The organism is Streptomyces sp. NPDC050504 (genome assembly GCF_044458065.1).
Taxonomy (GTDB): domain Bacteria; phylum Actinomycetota; class Actinomycetes; order Streptomycetales; family Streptomycetaceae; genus Streptomyces.
This window is the reverse complement of record NZ_JBITHO010000005.1, coordinates 664,223-685,348: the sequence shown is the minus strand read 5'-3', so window position 1 is coordinate 685,348 and position 21,126 is coordinate 664,223. Positions and strand designations below refer to the sequence as shown.

General features: G+C 73.8%; 23 protein-coding genes. 16 read left to right on the top strand and 7 right to left on the bottom strand.

Annotated elements, in window-relative coordinates:
* Positions 1–197: 197 nt before the first annotated feature.
* Positions 198–1,610, bottom strand: coding sequence for an NAD(P)H-hydrate dehydratase (locus ACIBNE_RS22045; RefSeq protein ID WP_399273994.1), 1,413 nt, complete (start codon positions 1,608–1,610; stop codon positions 198–200).
* Between the two features lie 154 nt (positions 1,611–1,764).
* Here ACIBNE_RS22045 and ACIBNE_RS22040 point away from each other — a divergent pair, with 154 nt between their 5' ends.
* From ACIBNE_RS22040 to ACIBNE_RS22020, 5 genes are all read left to right on the top strand, one after another.
* Positions 1,765–2,712, top strand: a complete 948-nt coding sequence (locus ACIBNE_RS22040; RefSeq protein ID WP_399273992.1) for a L,D-transpeptidase family protein — start codon at positions 1,765–1,767, stop codon at positions 2,710–2,712.
* A gap of 57 nt (positions 2,713–2,769) precedes the next feature.
* Positions 2,770–4,017 carry an alanine racemase gene (gene alr, locus ACIBNE_RS22035; RefSeq protein WP_399273990.1) on the top strand — a complete coding sequence of 416 codons (1,248 nt, stop codon included), beginning with the start codon at positions 2,770–2,772 and terminating at the stop codon, positions 4,015–4,017.
* A gap of 10 nt (positions 4,018–4,027) precedes the next feature.
* A complete protein-coding gene (locus ACIBNE_RS22030) occupies positions 4,028–5,260 on the top strand; it encodes an alpha/beta fold hydrolase (protein ID WP_399273989.1) in 1,233 nt (410 codons plus the stop codon).
* Positions 5,229–5,795 (top strand): tRNA (adenosine(37)-N6)-threonylcarbamoyltransferase complex ATPase subunit type 1 TsaE, encoded by a 567-nt coding sequence (tsaE, locus tag ACIBNE_RS22025; RefSeq protein ID WP_399273987.1) that lies wholly within the window; start codon positions 5,229–5,231, stop codon positions 5,793–5,795. Before ACIBNE_RS22030 ends, tsaE begins: the two co-directional genes overlap by 32 nt.
* A 169-nt stretch (positions 5,796–5,964) precedes the next feature.
* Positions 5,965–6,132 carry a hypothetical protein gene (locus ACIBNE_RS22020; protein WP_399273985.1) on the top strand — a complete coding sequence of 56 codons (168 nt, stop codon included), beginning with the start codon at positions 5,965–5,967 and terminating at the stop codon, positions 6,130–6,132.
* Positions 6,133–6,260: 128 nt separating this feature from the next.
* On the opposite strand, the gene ACIBNE_RS22015 is transcribed toward ACIBNE_RS22020, so the two are convergent.
* A complete protein-coding gene (locus tag ACIBNE_RS22015) occupies positions 6,261–6,818 on the bottom strand; it encodes a L,D-transpeptidase (RefSeq protein WP_399273983.1) in 558 nt (185 codons plus the stop codon).
* Positions 6,819–6,931: 113 nt separating this feature from the next.
* On the opposite strand from ACIBNE_RS22015, the gene tsaB reads away from it, so the two are divergent.
* The 5 genes from tsaB to ACIBNE_RS21990 all read left to right on the top strand — a co-directional run bounded on the left by tsaB (position 6,932) and on the right by ACIBNE_RS21990 (position 10,456).
* Complete coding sequence (gene tsaB / locus ACIBNE_RS22010; RefSeq protein WP_399273981.1) at positions 6,932–7,600, top strand: tRNA (adenosine(37)-N6)-threonylcarbamoyltransferase complex dimerization subunit type 1 TsaB; 669 nt, start codon at positions 6,932–6,934, stop codon at positions 7,598–7,600.
* Between the two features lie 53 nt (positions 7,601–7,653).
* Positions 7,654–8,136, top strand: a complete 483-nt coding sequence (rimI, locus tag ACIBNE_RS22005; RefSeq protein ID WP_399274274.1) for a ribosomal protein S18-alanine N-acetyltransferase — start codon at positions 7,654–7,656, stop codon at positions 8,134–8,136.
* Complete coding sequence (gene tsaD, locus ACIBNE_RS22000) at positions 8,129–9,250, top strand: tRNA (adenosine(37)-N6)-threonylcarbamoyltransferase complex transferase subunit TsaD (protein WP_399273979.1); 1,122 nt, start codon at positions 8,129–8,131, stop codon at positions 9,248–9,250. The genes rimI and tsaD overlap by 8 nt, the downstream gene beginning before the upstream one ends.
* 11 nt (positions 9,251–9,261) lie before the next feature.
* Complete coding sequence (locus ACIBNE_RS21995) at positions 9,262–9,510, top strand: hypothetical protein (protein WP_399274272.1); 249 nt, start codon at positions 9,262–9,264, stop codon at positions 9,508–9,510.
* Positions 9,511–9,598: 88 nt separating this feature from the next.
* A complete protein-coding gene (locus ACIBNE_RS21990) occupies positions 9,599–10,456 on the top strand; it encodes a polysaccharide deacetylase family protein (RefSeq protein WP_399273977.1) in 858 nt (285 codons plus the stop codon).
* Between the two features lie 63 nt (positions 10,457–10,519).
* Here ACIBNE_RS21990 and ACIBNE_RS21985 read toward each other — a convergent pair whose 3' ends face one another.
* Positions 10,520–11,704, bottom strand: coding sequence for a methyltransferase domain-containing protein (locus tag ACIBNE_RS21985; RefSeq protein WP_399274270.1), 1,185 nt, complete (start codon positions 11,702–11,704; stop codon positions 10,520–10,522).
* An 82-nt stretch (positions 11,705–11,786) separates the two neighbouring features.
* On the opposite strand from ACIBNE_RS21985, the gene ACIBNE_RS21980 reads away from it, so the two are divergent.
* The 4 genes from ACIBNE_RS21980 to groL all read left to right on the top strand — a co-directional run bounded on the left by ACIBNE_RS21980 (position 11,787) and on the right by groL (position 15,922).
* Complete coding sequence (locus ACIBNE_RS21980; protein WP_399273975.1) at positions 11,787–12,767, top strand: polysaccharide deacetylase family protein; 981 nt, start codon at positions 11,787–11,789, stop codon at positions 12,765–12,767.
* Complete coding sequence (locus ACIBNE_RS21975) at positions 12,764–13,615, top strand: polysaccharide deacetylase family protein (protein ID WP_399273973.1); 852 nt, start codon at positions 12,764–12,766, stop codon at positions 13,613–13,615. Before ACIBNE_RS21980 ends, ACIBNE_RS21975 begins: the two co-directional genes overlap by 4 nt.
* 276 nt (positions 13,616–13,891) lie before the next feature.
* Positions 13,892–14,200, top strand: a complete 309-nt coding sequence (gene groES / locus ACIBNE_RS21970; protein ID WP_399273971.1) for a co-chaperone GroES — start codon at positions 13,892–13,894, stop codon at positions 14,198–14,200.
* A 99-nt stretch (positions 14,201–14,299) separates the two neighbouring features.
* Entirely contained in the window at positions 14,300–15,922 is a 1,623-nt protein-coding gene (groL, locus tag ACIBNE_RS21965) for a chaperonin GroEL (RefSeq protein WP_399273969.1), read from the top strand.
* Between the two features lie 67 nt (positions 15,923–15,989).
* On the opposite strand, the gene ACIBNE_RS21960 is transcribed toward groL, so the two are convergent.
* From ACIBNE_RS21960 to ACIBNE_RS21950, 3 genes are read right to left on the bottom strand one after another with little or no spacing between them, the layout of a single operon-like run.
* A complete protein-coding gene (locus ACIBNE_RS21960; protein WP_399274268.1) occupies positions 15,990–16,976 on the bottom strand; it encodes a hydroxyacid dehydrogenase in 987 nt (328 codons plus the stop codon).
* A 20-nt stretch (positions 16,977–16,996) separates the two neighbouring features.
* Positions 16,997–17,770 carry an SDR family NAD(P)-dependent oxidoreductase gene (locus tag ACIBNE_RS21955; protein ID WP_399273967.1) on the bottom strand — a complete coding sequence of 258 codons (774 nt, stop codon included), beginning with the start codon at positions 17,768–17,770 and terminating at the stop codon, positions 16,997–16,999.
* Positions 17,771–17,779: 9 nt separating this feature from the next.
* A complete protein-coding gene (locus ACIBNE_RS21950) occupies positions 17,780–18,448 on the bottom strand; it encodes an MOSC domain-containing protein (protein ID WP_399273965.1) in 669 nt (222 codons plus the stop codon).
* A gap of 80 nt (positions 18,449–18,528) precedes the next feature.
* Here ACIBNE_RS21950 and ACIBNE_RS21945 point away from each other — a divergent pair, with 80 nt between their 5' ends.
* Positions 18,529–19,428: a LysR family transcriptional regulator gene (locus ACIBNE_RS21945; RefSeq protein ID WP_399273964.1), complete on the top strand. Its 900-nt coding sequence runs from the start codon at positions 18,529–18,531 to the stop codon at positions 19,426–19,428.
* A 101-nt stretch (positions 19,429–19,529) separates the two neighbouring features.
* Here the strand turns inward: ACIBNE_RS21945 and ACIBNE_RS21940 are convergent, their stop codons facing one another.
* On the bottom strand, positions 19,530–19,895 hold the full coding sequence (locus tag ACIBNE_RS21940) for a WhiB family transcriptional regulator (RefSeq protein ID WP_399273963.1): 366 nt from the start codon (positions 19,893–19,895) through the stop codon (positions 19,530–19,532).
* Between the two features lie 366 nt (positions 19,896–20,261).
* Here ACIBNE_RS21940 and ACIBNE_RS21935 point away from each other — a divergent pair, with 366 nt between their 5' ends.
* Positions 20,262–20,873, top strand: a complete 612-nt coding sequence (locus ACIBNE_RS21935) for a response regulator transcription factor (protein WP_003948568.1) — start codon at positions 20,262–20,264, stop codon at positions 20,871–20,873.
* The last annotated feature ends 253 nt before the right edge of the window (positions 20,874–21,126 follow it).

Sequence of the window (21,126 nt, the reverse complement as noted above, 5' to 3'; positions counted from 1 at the left end):
GCGGGGGGTTCCGGGCGACCCCGCCCGGGGGGGGGGCCGGGGGGGCGGGCCCCCCCCCCCGGGGCGGGGGGGGGGCCCGGGGGGGGCGGCCCCCCCCCCCCTTGGGGGGGGGGGGGCAACGCCGCGAGGGTGGGGCACACGCCGCACGTACCCACCCACCCCCGAGCAGGCTCGCCGCAGGCGGAACCCCGCCCCCCCTAGACCCCGCGTACCCCTCGCCACGCCTCCGGGACCGCTTCCGCCACGTCCATGGCCGATACCGGGCCGCCCTGTGCCGCCGTTCGGCCCGCGAGGCCGTGCAGGTAGGCCGCCGTCGAGGCCGCGTCCCGTGTCCCGAGGCCCGCCGCGAGCAGCGCTCCGGCCAGGCCGGCCAGTACGTCGCCGCTGCCCGCCGTGGCCAGCCAGGCCGTCCCGGTCGGGTTGACCCGTACGGGCCCGTCCGCCGCGACCAGCGTCGTCGCCCCCTTGAGCAGCACCGTCGCCCCGTACCGCTCCGCGAGTTCGCGTGCCGAGGCGAGCTGTGCCGACTCCACCTCGTCCCGGCGGCAGCCGAGCAGTGCCGCGGCCTCTCCCGCGTGCGGGGTCAGCAGGGTGGGGGCGGTGCGCCCGCGGACCGCGTCCGGGTCCAGCCCGCGCAGCCCGTCCGCGTCGACGAGCACCGGCACGTCCGACGCGAGCACCTCCGCGGTGCCGGGATCGTCCCCGAGCCCAGGGCCCACGACCCACGCCTGCACCCGCCCCGCCGCCTCCGGCGGCCCCGCGTGCACCACTGCCTCGGGGAACCGGGCCAGCACCGCGTCGCCCACGGCACCCACGTACCGCACCGCCCCCGCGCCCCCGCGCAGCGCCCCCGCCACGGCGAGCACCGCAGCCCCCGGGTACCGCGCGGACCCGGCGACGATCCCCACGACGCCCCGCCGGTACTTGTCGTCGCCCGCCCCCGGTACCGGCAGCAGTCCGGCCACGTCCGCGTGCTGGAGGGCCTCCACGTCGGGCGCGCCCAGGTCGAGCCCGATGTCGACCAGCCGTACGGCGCCGGTGCGCGAGGCGCCGGGTTCGATCAGCAGTCCCGGCTTGTACGCCCCGAAGGTCACCGTCGCGTCGGCGGCCAGGCACTCCCCGTGGACCTCCCCGCTGTCCGCGTCGACCCCGCTGGGCAGGTCGACGGCGACCACCACCGCGTCCGAGCCGCGGGCGGCGCGCGCGAGGGGGACGGCCTCGGGGCGCAGTCCGCCGCGGCCGCCGATGCCGACGATCCCGTCGACGACCAGGTCCGCTTCGGCGATCGCGGCGTACGGGTCGTCGGCGACGCGCCCTCCGGCGCGGCGCAGTGCGGCGAGGCCCGCGGCGTGGGCGCGTCCGCCGACGAGCACGGCGCGCACTCCGGCGCCGCGCCTCGCCAGGCGGGCGCCCGCGTACAGGGCGTCGCCGCCGTTGTCCCCGCTGCCCACGAGCAGGACGACGCGCGCGCCGTACACGCGGGGCAGCAGCGCGGCGCACGAGGCGGCGAGCCCGGCGGCGGCGCGCTGCATGAGGGTGCCGTCGGGGAGGGCGGCGATGAGGGCGGCCTCGGCGGCCCGTACGCGCTCCACGGAGTAAGCAGTTCGCATGCCCCCCACCCTCCCCAAGGCGGGGCGCCGTCGCCACCCCGTACGCGGGGGCCGCCCGGACGAGCCCGTTCAGCACAGGGCCCCCGCCTCCGGGAGAGGGAACCGCCCGGCGCGTTGCCGACCGCCGGGGCGACCCCCGGGATTGGTTGGACAGGTGATCACACGAACGAAACCGCGTAGGGGCCCCCTCCTGACCCTCGCCCTCTCGCTCCTCCTCGCCCTCCCCCTGGGCAGCACGGACTCCGCCGCGGACCCCGTCCCCCTCCCCGCCCCTGCCTCCGCCCCCGCCCCCGCCCTGAGGCCCATGCCCGCCCCCGAGGCGCTGGTCCCCGGGCTGGCCCTGGAGCCTTCGGCGCACGAAGCCCCCGTCGACACCCTCGACCAGGTCCTCGCCCCGCTCGTCCACACGCCCCCTCCCGGGGAGGACGCCGTCGAGCCCGCCGCGCCGCCGCCCGGGAGCGACGGGACGTTCGTGGAGTACGTACCGGCCAGCGAGGTCGTGCGCGGCGGTGCCGCGCCCTGCACCCGGCGGACCGGCCCCCACCAGCGGCAGGTCGAGCGCTGGCTGAAGCTGGAGGCGGACGGCGTGCAGTCGCCCGCCGACTGCGCCGCCGTCCGCGCCTTCCAGCGCGAGCAGGGCATCCGCCCCGACATCGGCTTCGCGGGTCCCGTCACCTGGGCCCGCATGCGGTGGATCTCCGCGCACCGCACCCCGAACGCCGCCGGGAAGTGCCCGGTGCGCGCGCACAAGGTGGCGTGCGTCGACCTGCCCCGGCAGCTGATGTGGGTGCAGCAGGGCGAGAAGGTCGTGTACGGGCCGGTGTCCGTCCGCAGCGGACGCGCGGGCTTCCGCACCCGGACGGGCTGGCACCGCGTCTACTGGAAGCACAAGAACCACTGGTCGTCGCTGTACCGCACGCCCATGCCGTACAGCCAGTTCTTCAGCGGCGGGCAGGCGTTCCACGCGATCCGCGGCGACATCTCGTCGCCGCCGGGCAGCCGCGGCTGCGTCAACCTCACGCACCGGGACGCCAAGCGGCTGTGGGGCGTGCTGAAGAAGGGCGACCGGGTGTACGTGTGGGGGCGGCGCCCCGGGACCTGACGGCCGGTGCCCGACGGCCGCAGGGGGCCCTGCCGCGCCTCTGAGAGACTGGGGCGGATGAGCACCACAGCACCCGCCACCGCCTTCCGAGCCCGCGCCGAAATCGACCTCGCCGCGCTGCGCGCCAACGTACGGGCGCTGCGTGCCCGTGCGCGGGGCGCCCAGCTGATGGCCGTCGTCAAGGCGGACGCCTACGGGCACGGCGCCCTGCGCTGCGCCCTGGCCGCCCAGCGGGCGGGCGCCGCCTGGGTGGGGACCGCCACCCCGCAGGAGGCGCTCGCGCTGCGCGCCGCCGGGGTCGAGGGGCGGATGATGTGCTGGCTGTGGACCCCGGGCGGGCCCTGGCGCGAGGCGATCGAGGCCGAGGTCGACGTGTCGGTGAGCGGGCTGTGGGCGCTGCGCGAGGCCACCGCGGCCGCGCGCGCCGCGGGCCGCCCGGCCCGGGTGCAGCTCAAGGCGGACACGGGGCTCGGCAGGAACGGCTGTCCGCCCGCCGAGTGGCCCGCGCTGGTGGAGGCCGCGCTCGCCGCCGAGGCCGACGGGCTGGTGCGGGTGACGGGCCTGTGGTCGCACTTCGCGTGCGCCGACGAGCCGGGCCACCCGTCGATCCGGGCGCAGCTGACGGCCTTCGAGGAGGCCCTGGCGTACGCAGAGAAGGCCGGGGTGCGGCCCGAGGTGCGGCACATCGCCAACTCCCCGGCGACGCTGACGCTGCCCGAGGCCCACTTCGACCTCGTGCGGACCGGCATCGCGATGTACGGCGTCTCGCCCGGCCCCGAGGTGGGGAGGCCCGCCGATTTCGGGCTGCGGCCCGTGATGCGGCTCGTCGCGTCGGTCGCGCTGGTCAAGCAGGTGCCGGGCGGCCACGGGGTCAGCTACGGGCACCACTACGTGACGCCGGGCGAGACGACGCTCGCGCTGGTGCCCGCCGGGTACGCGGACGGCATCCCCCGGCACGCGTCGGGCCGCGGGCCCGTGCTGGTGGGCGGGGCGTGGCGGCGGGCCGCCGGGCGGATCGCGATGGACCAGTTCGTGGTGGACCTGGGCGGGGACACCGTGGAGGAGGGCGCGGAAGCGGTGCTGTTCGGCCCCGGCGACCGGGGCGAGCCCACCGCCGAGGACTGGGCGGTGGCGGCCGACACCATCGCGTACGAGATCGTCACCCGCATCGGGTCGCGGGTGGAACGCGTCTATCTGGATGACGCCGGGGACGCCGTGGTGGGTAGTACGGATACGGATGGGACTGATGTGCCGGGCGGGTCCGGCGCGTCGGACGGGTCCCGCGGGGCAACCGGACAGCGCTAGGAGCGGCACTGTGAGCGAGACCAGCACGGGGGACGCGGCGGCGCGGGCCGTCGCCGCGGGCAACTGGCGCAGGGCGGGTTTCGCCGGTGCCGCGATAGGCGTCCTCGCGGCGGGCGCGGCGGCGGGCGTGGCCGTCGAGCGGCTGACGGTCGGGCGCGGGATGCGCAAGAAGGCCCGTCTCGCGCTCGACTCCGCGGGCCCCTTCGGCTCGCTGCGCGGCACCCCGGGGCGGGCCGTCGCACAGGACGGCACCGAGCTGTATTACGAAGTCGACGAGGCCGGCGAGGTCGACGGGCCCGAGCCGAAGGCCGCGGGCGCGCGCAAGAAGCGGCTCTTCGGGCGCACGGGCCCGGCGCCGGTCACCGTGGTCTTCAGCCACGGCTACTGCCTGAGCCAGGACTCCTGGCACTTCCAGCGGGCCGCGCTGCGGGGCGTCGTGCGGACTGTGCACTGGGACCAGCGCAGCCACGGCCGCTCCGAGCGGGGCCGGGCGCAGCGCGACGGCGCCCCCGTCGACATCGAGCTGCTGGGGCGGGACCTGAAGGCGGTGATCGACGCGGCGGCGCCCGAGGGGCCGCTGGTGCTGGTGGGGCACTCGATGGGCGGCATGACGGTGATGGCGCTCGCCGAGCAGTTCCCCGAGCTGGTGCGGGATCGGGTCGTGGCCGTCGCCTTCGTGGGGACGTCCAGCGGCAAGCTCGCCGAGGTCAGCTACGGGCTGCCGGTCGCGGGCGTCAACGCCGTGCGGCGGGTGCTGCCCGGCGTGCTACGGGCGCTGGGCTCGCAGACGGAGCTGGTGGAGCGGGGGCGGCGGGCGACGGCCGACCTCTTCGCGGGGCTCGTCAAGCGGTACTCCTTCGGGTCGAAGGACGTCGATCCCGGGGTCGCGCGGTTCGCGGAGCGGCTGATCGAGGGCACGCCGATCGACGTGGTCGCGGAGTTCTACCCGGCGTTCACCGCGCACGACAAGGTCGCGGCGCTCGCCCGCTTCGCCGACCTGCCGGTGCTGATCCTCGCGGGCGACAAGGACCTGATCACGCCCAGTTCGCACAGCGAGGCGGTCGCGGCGGCGCTGCCCGACGCGGAGCTGGTGATCGTCGAGGACGCCGGGCACCTGGTGATGCTGGAGCACCCGGAGGTCGTGACGGAACGGCTGGCGGGGCTGCTGGCGCGCACGGGGGTCGTGGCGGCAGCGGCTAACGTTGGCCCGTATGGAAGCAGTACCGCACAGCCCGGTGGCTGAGAGCGCCGAGAGCGCCGAGAGCGCCGAGAGCGCTGAGAACACCGAGGGCGCCGAGAGCGCCGAGAACACCGTTCGGATTTCCGTCGAGTCGCCCGGGGCGATGCACGAGCTGGGGCTGCGGCTCGCCGGGCTCCTGCGCGCGGGCGACCTCGTGATGCTCACCGGTGAGCTGGGCGCCGGGAAGACGACGCTCACCCGGGGGCTCGGCGAGGGCCTGGGGGTACGGGGCGCGGTGACGTCCCCGACCTTCGTGATCGCCCGCGTCCACCCCCCGCTGAACGGGGGGCCCGCGCTCGTCCACGTCGACGCGTACCGCCTGGGCGGCGGGCTCGACGAGATGGAGGACCTGGACCTGGACGTCTCGCTGCCCGATTCCGTGGTGGTCGTGGAGTGGGGCGACGGGAAGGTCGAGGAGCTGTCGGAGGACCGGCTGCACGTGCTGATCGACCGGGTGGTCGGGGACACGGACGACGACCGCAGGACCGTCACGCTGATCGGGACGGGGGAGCGGTGGGCCGGGGTGGCGCTCGGCTGAGGGGCCGTGCCGGGTCCGGGTTCCGTGGCGGACGGCAGATGCGGACGGCAGATTCCGACAAGACGTCGGCAAGGTGTTGCGCGGGGCGGCGTGGGCGTGGTCACATGGGTACCGGAGTTGGTTAGGTCTACCTAACCACGCCGTGAACCGGAGCCGTGAGGAGGCCGCCATGCCGACGCCCCACCGCGAACCGCGACAGGTCCTGTCGATGCGCGATCTACTGGCGTCGTGCGCGGCCGCGACGGCCGTGTCGACCCCGCCGCGCGAGCGTGCGGCGGCGGAAGCGGAGGCCTCCCGCGAGGCGGAGGCGCGGGTGGAGCGCCGCGACGCCGCGTAGGGCGACCACGGGTCGCCCGTAAGGGGGAAACCGGGCCGCCGTTCCGCCCGCGGCGGGCAGGCCCCGTACGCGCGTCGGCCCGTCGGCGGCCCGCAGGGGCTCCACCTGCCCCGGGAGGGGCGTCGCCCCTAGGGGACCACCACGATCTTCGTGCCGCTCGTGGCGAACTGCCACATGTCCGCGCCGTCCTCGCGCGCCATCCGCACCCCGCCCGTCCTGCTCCCCGGCTTCGGGCTGGGCAGCGAGCCGTCCACCGCCGCGCTGAAGCCGATCGTCGTGCCGTCCACGTTCGCGAACCGCACCACGTGCTCGATCCGGATGCCGTCCGAGCCCGTCACCGGAGGGCCGTTGCGCGACGTCACGCGGTACGTGCCGGGCGCCGGGCTCACCGTGCTCGGGACGACCGGGAACGTCCGCACGGCGCCGGGGCGCTCGCCCACCAGCCAGACCCGCTTCGCGGCCAGCGCGTACACCACCCGCACGCCCGTGCCCGACTCCACCGGCACCGCCGGGTCCTTGACGGGCTTGCCCTTGGGGGTCTTGGTCGCCGAGGGGACGGGGCGGGGGTTCTTGGGGGCGCCCAGCGTGTCGGGGGCGCTCGCCTGCGCCTGGTAGGCGAGGAATCCGACCGCGGCGAGCGCCGCCGCGGTGAGCCCGGCCACGAATCCCGAGCTGCTCCGTGCCACCTTGCGCTCCCCTGGTATCGGTAGGTGCGAACAGATCCGCGGTCGACGGTAGCAGCAGGGGCCCGCCCGGGAGGGACGCCGTGCCCCGCCCCCGGGCGCCGTAGGCTGTTCGCGTGCTCTTGCTCGCCGTTGATACCGCCACCCCCGCCGTCACCGTCGCCCTCCACGACGGCACGTCCGTCGTCGCCCAGGAGAGTCAGGTCGACGCCCGCCGCCACGGGGAGCTGCTGCTGCCCGCCGTCGACCGCGTCCTTTCCGCCGCCGGGCTGAAGCTCGACGCGGTCACCGGCGTGGTGGTCGGGGTCGGCCCGGGGCCGTACACCGGGCTGCGCGTCGGCCTCGTGACGGCCGCGACCTTCGGCTCCGCGCTGGGCGTGCCCGTGCACGGGCTGTGCTCGCTGGACGGGCTCGCGTACGCCGCCGGGCTCGACGGGCCCTTCGTGGTGGCGACGGACGCGCGCCGCAAGGAGGTCTACTGGGCGCGGTACGACGACGCCCGCACGCGGGTGACCGAGCCCGCCGTCGACCGGCCCGCCGAGATCGCCGAGCGGGTCGCGGGGCTGCCCGTCGTCGGTGCGGGCGCCGTGCTCTACCCCGAGGCGTTCCCGGACGCGCGCGGCCCCGAGCACCAGTCGGCCGCCGCGCTCGCGGCGCTGGCCGCCGAGAAGCTGGCCGCGGGCGGTTCGGTGGAGAGCGGGGCCTTCCTGCCGCCCGTACCGCTGTACCTGCGGCGGCCCGACGCGCAGGTGCCCAAGAACTACAAGGTGGTCACCCCGAAGTGAGCGGAGCGACCACCGCGGCCGGCACCGCCCCCGCGACCGTCGTGCTGCGCGAGATGCGCTGGTGGGACATCGCGCCCGTGCTGGAGCTCGAACGCGAGCTGTTCCCCGAGGACGCCTGGTCCTCCGGGATGTTCTGGTCCGAGCTGGCCCACGCGCGCGGGCCCGGCGCGACCAGGCGCTACGTCGTCGCCGAGGAGCCCGCGGGGACCGCGGCGGGCGCGGGCGGCCGGATCGTCGGGTACGCCGGGCTCGCGGCGGCCGGCGGCCTGGGCGACGTGCAGACCATCGCCGCCGCCCGCGACCAGTGGGGCACGGGCCTGGGCGCGGCCCTCCTCACCGACCTGCTGAAGCACGCCACCTCCTTCGAGTGCGAGGAGGTGCTGCTCGAAGTGCGGGTCGACAACACGCGCGCGCAGAAGCTCTACGAGCGCTTCGGCTTCGAGCCCATCGGCTTCCGGCGCGGCTACTACCAGCCGGGCAACGTCGACGCGCTCGTGATGCGACTCCACGTAAAGGGAACTGAGAACCATGGCTGACGAACCCCTTGTCCTCGGCATCGAGACCTCCTGCGACGAGACCGGCGTCGGCATCGTGCGCGGCACGACCCTGCTCGCGGACGCCGTCGCGTCCAGCGTCGACACGCACGCGCGGTTCGGCGGCGTCGTCCCCGAGATCGCCTCGCGGGCGCACCTGGAGGCGATGGTCCCCACCATCGAGCGGGCGCTGGCGGAGGCCGGGGTCTCGGCGCGCGACCTGGACGGCATCGCCGTGACGGCGGGCCCCGGGCTCGCGGGCGCGCTGCTGGTCGGCGTGTCGGCCGCGAAGGCGTACGCGTACGCGCTGGACAAGCCGCTGTACGGGGTCAACCACCTCGCCTCGCACATCTGCGTCGACCAGCTGGAGCACGGGCCGCTGCCCGAGCCGACCATGGCGCTGCTGGTCAGCGGCGGGCACTCCTCGCTGCTGCTCGCGCCGGACATCACCGCCGACGTGCGGCCGCTGGGCGCGACCATCGACGACGCGGCGGGCGAGGCGTTCGACAAGATCGCGCGCGTCCTCGACCTGGGCTTCCCCGGCGGTCCGGTGATCGACCGGCTCGCCAAGGAGGGCGACCCGAAGGCGATCGCCTTCCCGCGCGGGCTGAGCGGCGCCAAGGACCCCGCGTACGACTTCTCCTTCTCCGGGCTCAAGACGGCCGTGGCCCGCTGGATCGAGGCCAAGCGCGCGGCGGGCGAGGAGGTGCCGGTGCGGGACGTGGCGGCGTCCTTCCAGGAGGCCGTCGTGGACGTGCTGACCCGCAAGGCCGTGCGGGCCTGCAAGGACGAGGGCGTCGACCACCTGATGATCGGCGGCGGCGTGGCCGCCAACTCGCGGCTGCGGGCGCTGGCCCAGGAGCGGTGCGAGCGGGCCGGGATCCGGCTGCGCGTGCCGCGGCCGAAGCTGTGCACGGACAACGGCGCGATGGTGGCGGCGCTGGGCGCGGAGATGGTGGCGCGCAACAGGCCCGCGTCCGACTGGGACCTGTCGGCCGACTCCTCGCTGCCGGTGACGGACCCGCACGTGCCGGGGCACTCCCACGGGCACGGCCACTCCCACGGTCATGATCACGATCACGTGCACGAGGTCAGCAAGGAGAACCTGTACTCGTGAGCATCGCGCTGATGTGGGAGGCCCGCGCCGCCGAGGGGCGCGGCGCGGAACTCCTGGAGTGGGCGCACGCACGGGTCGGCGAGCTGGCGCGCGAGCCGCTGCGCCGGGAGACGCTGCGGGCGCCGCAGGGCCGGGTGCTGGTCATCACGTGGTGGGACGCGGCGTACGAGGACGAGCTGCCCGAACTGCCGGAGCCGGAGGCCGGGTTGATCGCCCGGTCCGTGCACAGGTGGCGGTTCGAGTCGCTGGGCGAGGGGTAGGACGGGCGCGGCCGGAGGGAACCGGAAGGGTGCATCTGCCATCAAGCAGTGGGCAGCAGATGACGCTTTTCAGACATGAGGTTCCCTGGTGGGCAAGAAACTCGCGGTGGTGGCGCTCGCCGGCGCCCTGCTCATATCCGGCTGCTCGGTGGGCGGCCCCTCGGACGGCCCGGCGGACTCCGCGCCCCGCGGAGCGGACGAGCAGCGCCGCGTCCCCGTGAAGGCCTCGCCCGAGGCGGACGCGGCCGCGAACGCAGACGCGGACGCCGCCGCCTACCGCAAGTGGGGCCTGAAGCCCTTCGCGCCCGCCCCCGCCCCGCCGCGGGTGAAGCCGGTGAAGCGGGCGCCGGGCGGGCCCGTGCCGGTGATCAGCGAGATACCCACCAAGGAGAAGGTCGTCTTCGTCACCTTCGACGACGGGGCCGAGAAGGACCCGAAGTTCGTCGGGATGATGCGGGAGCTGAAGGTCCCCTTCTCGATGTTCCTGACCGATGCCAACATCCGCAGCGACTACGGCTACTTCAAGCCGCTGGCCCAGCTCGGCAACGGCGTCCAGAACCACACCGTCGGCCACCCCAACCTCCGCACCCTCGGCGCCGCCGCGCAGAAGCGGGAGATCTGCGGACAGCAGGAGAAGCTGAAGAAGGAGTACGGCTCCGCCCCGCGCCTGCTCCGCCCGCCCTACGGGAACTGGAACGAGGACACCCGTGCGGCCGCCGCACAGTGCGGCATCGAGGCGATCGTGCTGTGGCGCGAGTCCATGCAGATCACGAACATGCAGTACCAGCTGCCCGGCAAGAAGCTCCGCCCCGGTGACATCGTGCTCGCGCACTTCCGGGGACCGGGCGAGCTGAAGGGCACCTCGATGACCGAGATGACCGCGAACATGCTGCGCCACATCCAGGAACAGGGCTTCACGGTGGCCCGCCTGGAGGACTACGTCTGACGGGACCCGGGACCCGGGACCCGGGACCCGGGACCCGGGACCCAGGCCTCGGGACCCCGGGCCTCAGGCCCGTACCGGCCGGCCGATCAGCATCGTCGGGGCTCCGGCGACCCGCGTGAGGATCACCGTCGCGGACGCCGGGCCCTGCGGCTTGACCTTGCGGCGGACCTCCTCGGGCTCCACCGCCGAGCCGCGCTTCTTCACGGTGAGGTTGCCGACGCCCCGCTCGCGCAGCAGGGCCTTGAGCTTCTTCATGTTGAACGGCAGCTCGTCGGTGATCTCGTAGGCGGCGGCGTACGGAGTGGGGCGCAGCTCGTCCGCCGTGACGTACGCGATCGTTTCGTCGACCAGCCCGCCGTCCAGTTCGTCGGCGACCTCCGCCACCAGGTGCGCCCGGATGACGGCGCCGTCGGGCTCGTACAGGTACCGCCCGACTCCGCGGACCTCCGGGTCGGGCAGTCCGCGCCCGGTGAGCGCGGCGCCCGACGGCAGCAGGGTCGCGCGGCGCAGCCCCGGGGCCGTGCCGAACCAGAGCACGGCCTCCTTGACGTCCCCGCCGTCCGAGATCCACTCCGCCTCGGCCTCCGCGGGCACCGCCTCGTGCGGGATGCCGGGCGCGATCTTCAGCGCGGCGCGCGGGGCCGCCAGAGCGGTCTCCACGGCCCAGGAAAGGGGCGGTGAGTACGCCTCGGGGTCGAAGATCCGGCCGCGCCCGCCGCGCCGCGCGGGGTCCACGAACACCGCGTCGTACGGCTCGGGGTCGACCTCCGTGACGTCCGCGCAGCGCACCTCGATCAGGGCGTCGAGGCCGAGCGCCGCCGCGTTGGCGCGCGCCACCTCGGCCGTGAGCGGGTCGCGGTCCACGGCGAGGACCGAGATCCCGGCCCTGGCCAGCGCGATCGCGTCGCCGCCGTTGCCGCAGCACAGGTCGGCGACGCTCGTGACGCCCTGTTCCTTGAGGCGCGCCGCGCGGTGGGCCCCGACGGAGGCGCGGGTGGACTGTTCGACGCCGTGCGGCGTGAAGAACATCCGGTACGCGTCGTCGGCGCCGAACTTCGCGACCGCCCGCTGCCGCAGCCTGGCCTGTCCGATGGCCGCGGAGACCAGCTCGGGGGAGTGCTCGCGGCGGAGCCTGGTGGCGACGGCCAGCTCCTGGGACGGGTCGTGGTCGCGGAGCGAGGCGAGCAGTTCCAGGCCCTCGTCGGTGAGCAGGGCCTGGAAGATGTCGAGAGCGGTCACCCCACCCATTGTGAGCCAGTCGGGGGACGGTCCGCGCCCGGCGGCGGTGTCGGCCGGGGTGTCGCGGTTGCTGCTGACAGGATGCGGCGCCATGCAGCTAGTACGACAAAAGGAACAGTTTGTGACGAAGCGCCTCGCTGTACGGGGCCGCGCCGGGGCAGTGCGGACCCGCACCGGACGGGGCCGCGGCCTGCGCTCCGCGCTCTGTGCCCTGCTCGTCGCCACCGTCGCGGCCGGGTGCGCGTCGGGCGACTCCGGCGGCGACGTCGAGCGGCGGCCCGCCGGGCCCGCCGCGGGACAGCAGGCGGAGCAGGGCGCCGCGGGCGCCCTCGCCGCCTACTCCGAGAAGCTGGCGCGCGCCCAGGCCGCGCGGGTCGCCGCGGCCAGGCGCTGGGGCCTGGCCAAGACCCCGCTGCCCGCCCCGCCGCCGCCCGCCGTCAAGCCGAGCATCACCACGCGCGAGGGATTCTCCGCGGGCCCCGGCCTGCCGCCGGTCTTCACCACCGTCCCGACCAAGGACAAGGTCGTCTTCCTGACGATCGACGACGGCGCCGAGAAGGACCCCGAGCTGCTGCGGATGATGACCGAGCTGTCCATCCCGTACAGCGCCTTCCTCAGCGACTACCTGGTCCGCGAGGACTACCCGTACTTCAAGAAGATGCAGGACCGGGGCGTCACCCTCCACAACCACACCCTCAACCACCGCTACATGCCCGCCCTCTCCTACGCCCAGCAGCACCGGGAGATCTGCGGACAGCAGGACACCATCGAGAAGCGGTACGGCAAGCGCCCCACCCTCTTCAGGCCGCCCTACGGCAACTACAACGCCGACACGCTGCGCGCCGCACAGTCCTGCGGCGTGAAGGCCGTGCCCCTGTGGGCCGCCGAGGCGTTCCCCGACCACATGGAGTGGCGCGAGTGGGACCGGGACCTGCACCCCGGCGACATCGTCCTCACGCACTTCCGGGGCCGCGGGGACTGGAAGGGCACCATGCCCGACATGATCCGCCGGGTCATGAAGACGATCACCGACAAGGGCTACGCGGTGGCGAAGCTGGAGGACTATCTGTGATCCGCGCGCACCGGCTGTTGGCCGGCACGCTGGCAGCCGGTGCGCTCCTCCTCTCGGGGTGCGCGCAGTCCGTCGACCCGATCGAACGGATCGGCCGCAAGGCGGCGCAGAGCGTCCGCCCGAAGGGCTCGGTGAGCCCGGAGGGGAAGGCCGGGACCGGGGCGCAGGGCGCACCGGACCGGCGCGCCGCGCACGCCGCGTGGGGGCTGGCGAAACCGCTCGCCCCGCCCCCCGCGCCGCCGCGCGCCAAACCCTCCGGGCCCTTCGTACTGGACCGGGTGCGGACCGACGAGAAGGTCGTCTTCCTCACCTTCGACGACGGCGCGGAGCGCGATCCCGCCTTCCTCAGGATGGTCGGGGACCTGAAACTCCCGATCAGCATGTTCCTCACGGACAGCGTGGCCAGGTCCGGCTACGACCACTTCGCCCGACTGTCCGCGGCGGGCGCGACGGTGCAGAACCACTCCGTCAGCCACCCCGACCTGCGGACGCTCTCCTACGAGGGGCAGCGCGCCGAGATCTGCGGCCAGCAGGACCGGCTGAAGGCCCGCTTCGGCACGAGCCCCCGGCTGTTCCGGCCGCCGTACGGCGCGTACGACCGCGACACGCTCAGGGCGGCGCGCGCGTGCGGCGTCGACGCGGTGGTGCTGTGGCGGGCCTCGATGCAGATCCACGACATGCGGTACGCGGACGAGGGCGCCCGGCTGCGCCCCGGCGACATCGTGCTGGCCCACTTCAGGGGGCCGGCCGAGCTCAAGGGCACGACGCTCACCGAGATGACGACCCGGATGCTGCGCCGCATCCAGGAGCAGGGTTTCGCGGTGGCGCGTCTGGAGGACTACGTCTGAGTCTCGCGGGGCAGATGTGGAACCGGCCCGTGCGCGGGTGCGTTCTCCGTACCGGAAGGGCCTGCCGCGAGGCCCCGCCGGGACACCGTGACGGGTGGTTGATTGGCACTCCGCTTGACCGAGTGCTAATCGCGGTCATAGTCTCGGGTCTGGCACTCACCACTGGAGAGTGCCAACACAGCGACGGGCAGGTCCGGCACCCGCGACGACGGATCGACCTGGTCGCCACCCCAGCACAGTTAACCCCGTGAGATCTCCGAAGGGGGAGACCGGATCGTGTCGACCGCCAGCTCCAAGGTTGCCATCAAGCCGCTTGAGGACCGCATCGTGGTCCAGCCGCTCGACGCCGAGCAGACCACGGCCTCCGGCCTGGTCATCCCGGACACCGCCAAGGAGAAGCCCCAGGAGGGCGTCGTCCTGGCCGTGGGACCGGGCCGCTTCGAGAACGGCGAGCGCCTCCCGCTCGACGTGACCGTCGGCGATGTCGTGCTCTACAGCAAGTACGGCGGCACCGAGGTGAAGTACAACGGCGACGAGTACCTCGTCCTCTCGGCTCGCGACGTGCTCGCGATCATCGAGAAGTAATTTCACCCAGCTTTTTGATCTGCGCCCCTGGCCCCCTGCGAACCATTCAGCCGGGCGGACAGGGGCGCAGTTCGTTTTCGAGAGGACTGAGAAAGCTCCATGGCGAAGATCCTGAAGTTCGACGAGGACGCCCGTCGCGCCCTTGAGCGCGGCGTCAACAAGCTTGCCGACACGGTCAAGGTGACGATCGGCCCCAAGGGCCGCAACGTCGTCATCGACAAGAAGTTCGGCGCCCCCACCATCACCAACGACGGTGTCACGATCGCCCGCGAGGTCGAGATCGAGGACCCGTACGAGAACCTCGGCGCCCAGCTGGTGAAGGAGGTGGCGACCAAGACCAACGACATCGCTGGTGACGGCACCACCACCGCCACCGTCCTGGCCCAGGCGCTCGTCCGCGAGGGCCTGCGCAACGTCGCCGCCGGCGCCTCCCCGGCCGCCCTGAAGAAGGGCATCGACGCCGCGGTCAAGGCCGTGTCCGAGGACCTCCTCGCGACCGCCCGCCCGATCGAGGACAAGACCGACATCGCCGCCGTCGCCGCGCTGTCCGCCCAGGACCAGCAGGTCGGCGAGCTCATCGCCGAGGCCATGGACAAGGTCGGCAAGGACGGTGTCATCACCGTCGAGGAGTCCAACACCTTCGGCCTGGAGCTCGACTTCACCGAGGGCATGGCCTTCGACAAGGGCTACCTCTCGCCGTACATGGTGACCGACCAGGAGCGCATGGAGGCCGTCCTCGACGACCCGTACATCCTGATCCACCAGGGCAAGATCGGCGCCATCCAGGACCTGCTGCCCCTCCTGGAGAAGGTCATCCAGGCCGGTGGCTCCAAGCCGCTGCTGATCATCGCCGAGGACGTCGAGGGCGAGGCGCTCTCCACCCTGGTCGTCAACAAGATCCGCGGCACGTTCAACGCCGTCGCGGTCAAGGCCCCCGGCTTCGGCGACCGCCGCAAGGCGATGCTCCAGGACATGGCCACCCTCACCGGTGCCACCGTCATCGCCGAAGAGGTCGGCCTCAAGCTCGACCAGGCCGGTCTGGACGTGCTGGGCACCGCCCGCCGCGTGACCGTCTCCAAGGACGACACCACCATCGTCGAGGGTGGCGGCAGCTCCGAGGACGTCGCCGGCCGCGTCAACCAGATCAAGGCCGAGATCGACGCCACGGACTCCGACTGGGACCGCGAGAAGCTCCAGGAGCGCCTCGCGAAGCTGGCCGGCGGCGTGTGCGTCATCAAGGTCGGCGCCGCCACCGAGGTGGAGCTGAAGGAGAAGAAGCACCGTCTGGAGGACGCCATCTCCGCGACCCGCGCCGCGGTCGAGGAGGGCATCGTCTCCGGTGGCGGCTCCGCGCTGGTCCACGCCGTCAAGGTCCTGGAGGGCAACCTCGACAAGACCGGCGACGAGGCCACCGGTGTCGCCGTGGTCCGCCGCGCCGCCGTCGAGCCGCTGCGCTGGATCGCCGAGAACGCCGGCCTCGAGGGCTACGTCATCACCTCGAAGGTGGCGGAGCTGGAGAAGGGCCAGGGCTTCAACGCCGCGACCGGCGAGTACGGCGACCTGGTGAAGGCCGGCGTCATCGACCCGGTCAAGGTCACGCGCTCCGCCCTGGAGAACGCCGCGTCGATCGCCTCCCTGCTGCTCACGACCGAGACCCTGGTCGTCGAGAAGAAGGAAGAGGACGAGGCCGAGGCCGGCCACGGCCACGGTCACTCGCACTGATCGCCTGATTCGGTACCGAGGCCCGGTGTCCCCGTCGAGGGGGCGCCGGGCCTCGGCGTTCCCGCCGCTACGCCGAGTGCCCCAGCGTCTGGGGCCGCACCGGGTCGGCGAAGGGCAGCCCGTGCGCGAAGCGCTCCAGCTCGTCCAGCGCGTGCTCGGCCATGCGGTGCAGCTCGCCGCCGAGCGACCCCGCGACGTGCGGGGTGAGCAGCACGTTCGGCAGGTCGTACAGCGGCGACGCGGGGTCCGGCGGCTCCGGGTCCGTCACGTCGATGACCGCGTGCAGCCGGCCCGAGACCAGCTCGGGCAGCAGCGCCGCCTCGTCGACCAGCGCGCCGCGCGCGGTGTTGACCAGCGTCGCGCCGTCCGCCATCAGCGCCAACTGCCGGGCGCCGATCATGTGGTGGGTCTCCGGGACCTCGGGCGCGTGCACCGAGACCACGGAGCCGCGCGCGCAGAGCTCGTCCAGGGACACCCGCTCGACGCCGAGCGCGGCGGCTTCGGCGTCCGTGACGTGGGGGTCGTACAGCAGGGCCGTCAGGTCGAAGGGGCGCAGCAGCTCGATGACCCGGCGCCCGACGCGGGAGGCGCCGACGACGCCCACCGTACGGCGGTAGTTGCCCGCCCCTTCGAACTCGGCGTGCCAGTCGCGGGCGGTGCGCAGGGCGCGGTGGCGGTGCGCGGAGGACAGGACGCGCTTGTTGGCGAAGAGGATCGCGGCGAGCGTGTACTCGGCGACGGGCCGCGCGTTGGCGCCCGCCGCGCAGGCCACGGCGATGCCGCGCTCCCAACAGGCGTCCGTGACGTGCTGCTTGACCGAGCCCGCCGCGTGCACGACGGCGCGCAGCCGGGGCGCGGCGGCGAGCACGTCGGCGGTGAGCGGCGGCGCGCCCCAGCAGGTGAGCAGGGCGTCGGCCCCGGCGAGGGCCGCGGCGACGGGCGGGGTGGGCGCGGTCAGGTCGTGGGCGACCAGGCGCGGATCGGTGCGCGACAGCTCGGCGAGCCTAGCCAGCTGGCGGTCGGTGAAGAGCCGGTCGGCGACCCCGGAGCCCATCGCGAGCAGGACGTTCGGCCTCACTTGGGGCCGTACTTGCGGCCCGCCCGCGAGCTGACCCCGCCGAGCAGCCCGCGCGGGGCCAGCTTCACGACGCCCATCAGCGCCTTGTAGCGGGGGTCGGGGATCGACAGCGTCCTGCCCCGCGCCAGGTCGGTGAGCGCGGCGGCCACCAGCTTGTCGGCGTCGAGCCACATCCAGCCGGGGATGTTGTCGGTGCCCATCCCGGCGCGCTGGTGGAACTCCGTCCGTACGAATCCGGGGCAGAGCGCCATCAGCCGCACCCCGCTGCCCGCCAGGTCCTTGGCCGCGCCCTGGGTGAACTGCACGACCCACGCCTTGCTCGCCCCGTAGGTGCCGCGCGGCACGAAGGCGGCCACGGACGCGACGTTGACGACCCCGCCGCGTCCGCGCTCCGCCATGACGGAGGCCGCCGCGCTCGTCAGCCTGAGCACCGCCTCGCAGTGCACCTTCAGCATCGTCAGCTCGTCGGCCATGGAGACTTCGAGGAACCGGCCCTTGTTGCCGAACCCGGCGTTGTTGACCAGCAGGTCGACGGGGTTCTTGCGGTCCGAGAGCCGCGCCTCGACGGCACCGATCCCGTCCTCCGACGACAGGTCGGCGGTCAGCACCTCGGCCTCGATGCCGTGCCGGTCGTGGAGTTCGGTCGCCTGGTCCCGCAGCCGCTCGGTGTCCCGGGCCACCAGCACCAGGTCGTGCCCGTCCTTCGCCAGGCGGCGCGCGAAGGCCGCCCCGATTCCCGCCGTGGAGCCCGTGATCAGTGCAGTCGTCATACGTGAACGTTAGTGCCCGTACTTGGCCACGTACGCCTTCGCGTCCTCGATCAGCTTGTGGTGGGGCGCCTCACCGATCGTCAGCATCAGCGGCAGCAGGGCGCGTTCGACGGTCGCGGCCCGGAACGCGACGGCGACGGTCACCTCGTGGTCGGGCCGGTGCACGATCTCGACCGGGTCGCCGGCGCGGATCTCGCCCGGCTCGACGACGCGCAGGTACGCCCCCGAAACGCCGTGCTGGGTGAAGCGCTTCACCCAGCCCTTCTCCCCGATGTGCCCCTGGAACGTCCGGCAGGGGATGCGTCCGCTGGTCACTTCGAGGACGAGGGAGTCCCCGACCCGCCAGCGCTCGCCCAGCTTCGCGCCGGTCACGTCGACGCCGACGGTGGTGAGGTTCTCGCCGAAGGCGCCGTTGGCCAGCGTCCGCCCCAGCTCCTCCTCCCACACGTCCAGGTCCTCGCGGGCGAAGGCGTACACCGCCTGGTCGCTCCCGCCGTGGTGCCGCAGGTCGCAGACGGCGTCACCGGCCAGCCCGCTGCCGCCCACCCCGGCGGGTCCGGGGTCCGTCACCCGTACGGCCCCGTCCACGGGCCGCTTGTCGATCGCGGTCCGGCCGCCGGGAGCATCGGTGAAATCCGCGTCCGCGGGTCGCCCCGCGTTCACACTGAGAAGCTTCATACCGGCACGCTAACCCGATCGTCCCCAAAGTCACACGTCAATATCGCCCGGTCGATCAAAGATTCGCTTATGCTCGTACGGTGATCGAAGCCCGCCACCTCCGTGTCCTGCGCGCCGTCGCCGCCACCGGCTCCTTCTCCGCCGCCGCGCGCGAACTGGGCTGTACGCAGCCCGCCGTCAGCCAGCAGATGAAGGCGCTGGAGACGTCGGCCGGCACCCCCCTGCTGATCCGCACGGGCCGCGAGATGCGGCTGACCCAGGCGGGCGAGGCCCTGGTGCGCCACGCCGCGGGGATCCTCGCCGGGCTGACCGCCGCCGAGGAGGAGGTCGCGGCCATCGCGGGGCTCAGGGCGGGCCGGGTGCGCCTGGTGTCGTTCCCCAGCGGCAGCTCCACGCTGGTGCCCTCCGCGCTGGCCGCGCTGCGCGCCGCCCACCCGGGCACGCGCGTGTCCCTGGTCGACGCGGAGCCGCCGCGCTCGGTCGAGATGCTGCGCGAGGGCGACTGCGACATCGCGCTCGCCTTCCGGTACGGGACGACGGGCGCGGAACGGGAGGACTGGGCGGACCTCGTGGTGCGGCCGCTGCTGGACGACCGCCTGGTCGGCCTGGTCCCCGAGGGGCACCGGCTGGCCGGGGCGGGGACGGTCGGCATCGCGGAGCTGGCCGACGAGCCGTGGATCGCGGGCTGCCCGCGCTGCCGCCGCCAACTGGTCGAGGTCTGCGAGGAGTCCGGGTTCACCCCGCGCATCGACTTCGCCACCGACGACTACCCGGCCGTGATGGGCCTGGTCGGGGCGGGCCTGGGCGTGGCCGTGCTGCCCGAGCTGGCCATCGAGACGATGCGCCCCAAGGGCGTGAGCACCGTCGCCGTGGAGCCGGCGGTGGTGCGCGGCATCGTCGCGCTGACGCTGCCTGACCTGGCGCAGGTCCCGGCGGTGGCGGCGACCCTGGACGAGCTGTCCAGGGCCGCGACCCGCTGAGGGCGCGCCGGTACGGCGCCGGGCTCAGCGTGCGGACATCGCCGCCGCGCCGTGCTCCAGACGGCGCATGAACGTTTCTTCGATCGTGGCCGGAGGCGGAGTCAGGCGCGTCCGGCGCCCGCGGGCGCCGGGCCCGCCGAGACCCGCGCGGCCCCGTTCGGGGTCGTCGCCGTCGCCGTGATGAGTCGGTTGCGCGCGCGGCCCATGAGTTCCTCGCGCTCGTCCTCGGTCAGTCCGCCCCACACTCCGTAGGGCTCTCTCACCGCGAGGGCGTGCGCCGCGCACTCGGCACGGACCGGGCAGCGCATGCACACCTCTTTCGCGGAGTTCTCGCGCGCGCTCCGTGCCGCACCCCGCTCGCCCTCCGGGTGGAAGAAGAGCGAGCTGTCCACGCCGCGGCAGGCGGCAAGGAGCTGCCAGTCCCACAGGTCTGCGTTGGGTCCGGGAAGGCGGGAGAAATCTGCCATTGCTTGCCCCTTCGTGCCAGAGTGACCGTACATCTGCTGTGTAAGTAGATGTAAATATGACTCATTGCGAATCTAGCCACAGACACCATGAAAAGGGAAGAAAAGCCGCCAAATAGGGCATAGGTTTAAACCGGGGCGGTACGGGTGCGACGCTCTCCTGCGTGCGCAGCCCCTCACGTAGAGTGCCGAAGGTGGGTGTCCGACCCGTAACTCTTTCGAGTGACCGTCGTTGAGAGTGCGGAGGCGGTTGGCAGAAAGAGCGCTCGGGCAGGTGTCCGAGGGCGTCAACCGCTCAGGTGACGATACGTAACCAGCCTGGAGGCTCAAGGTGACGCGCAACAGCTGCGAGAGCCGCGGAGGTCAGTCATGACATCCGTCCTCGTCTGCGACGACTCCCCGCTCGCCCGAGAGGCGCTGCGCCGTGCGGTCGCGACCGTGCCCGGCGTCGAGCGCGTGACCACCGCGGCCAACGGCGAGGAAGTCCTCCGCCGCTGGGGCGCGGATCGCTCGGACCTGATTCTGATGGACGTCCGGATGCCGGGCCTGGGCGGTGTGGAGACGGTCCGCCGACTGCTCTCCGCCGACCCCGGCGCCCGCATCATCATGCTGACCGTCGCGGAGGACCTGGACGGCGTGGCGCTCGCCGTCGCCGCCGGTGCCCGCGGATACCTGCACAAGGACGCCTCGCGCGCCGAACTGCGGGCGACGGTCACCCAGGCGCTCGCCGACCCGACCTGGCGGCTCGCCCCGCGTCGGCTGCGCTCCGCCGAGATGGGCGCGGCGCCCACGCTCACCGCGCGCGAGATCCAGGTCCTCGAAGGCATGAGCCACGGCAGGTCCAACGCGGAGATCGGGCGCGAGCTCTTCCTCTCCGAGGACACCGTGAAGACGCACGCCAGGAGGCTCTTCAAGAAGCTCGGCGCATCGGACCGCGCGCACGCCGTCGCGCTCGGTTTCCGCTGGGGCCTGGTCCGCTAGGGCCCGGTCCGCCAGGGCCTGTCGCATCCCCGTCCGCCCCGCGGCGGACGGGGCGACGCAGCCGGTGTCGCGGTGGCGGCAACGGTTTCTCGCGCGATGCCGCATCCTTGAGGGGTGGAGTTCCTCGGGAACGATTCGGACGACGAGCGGAAGGGGAGGGCGCAGGACATGACTTCCGGCGCGGCACCCGCTCATAACGCTTCGATGCACAACCGTGGGCGTGGTGACATGAACCGGCCTGCGCCGGGGCACC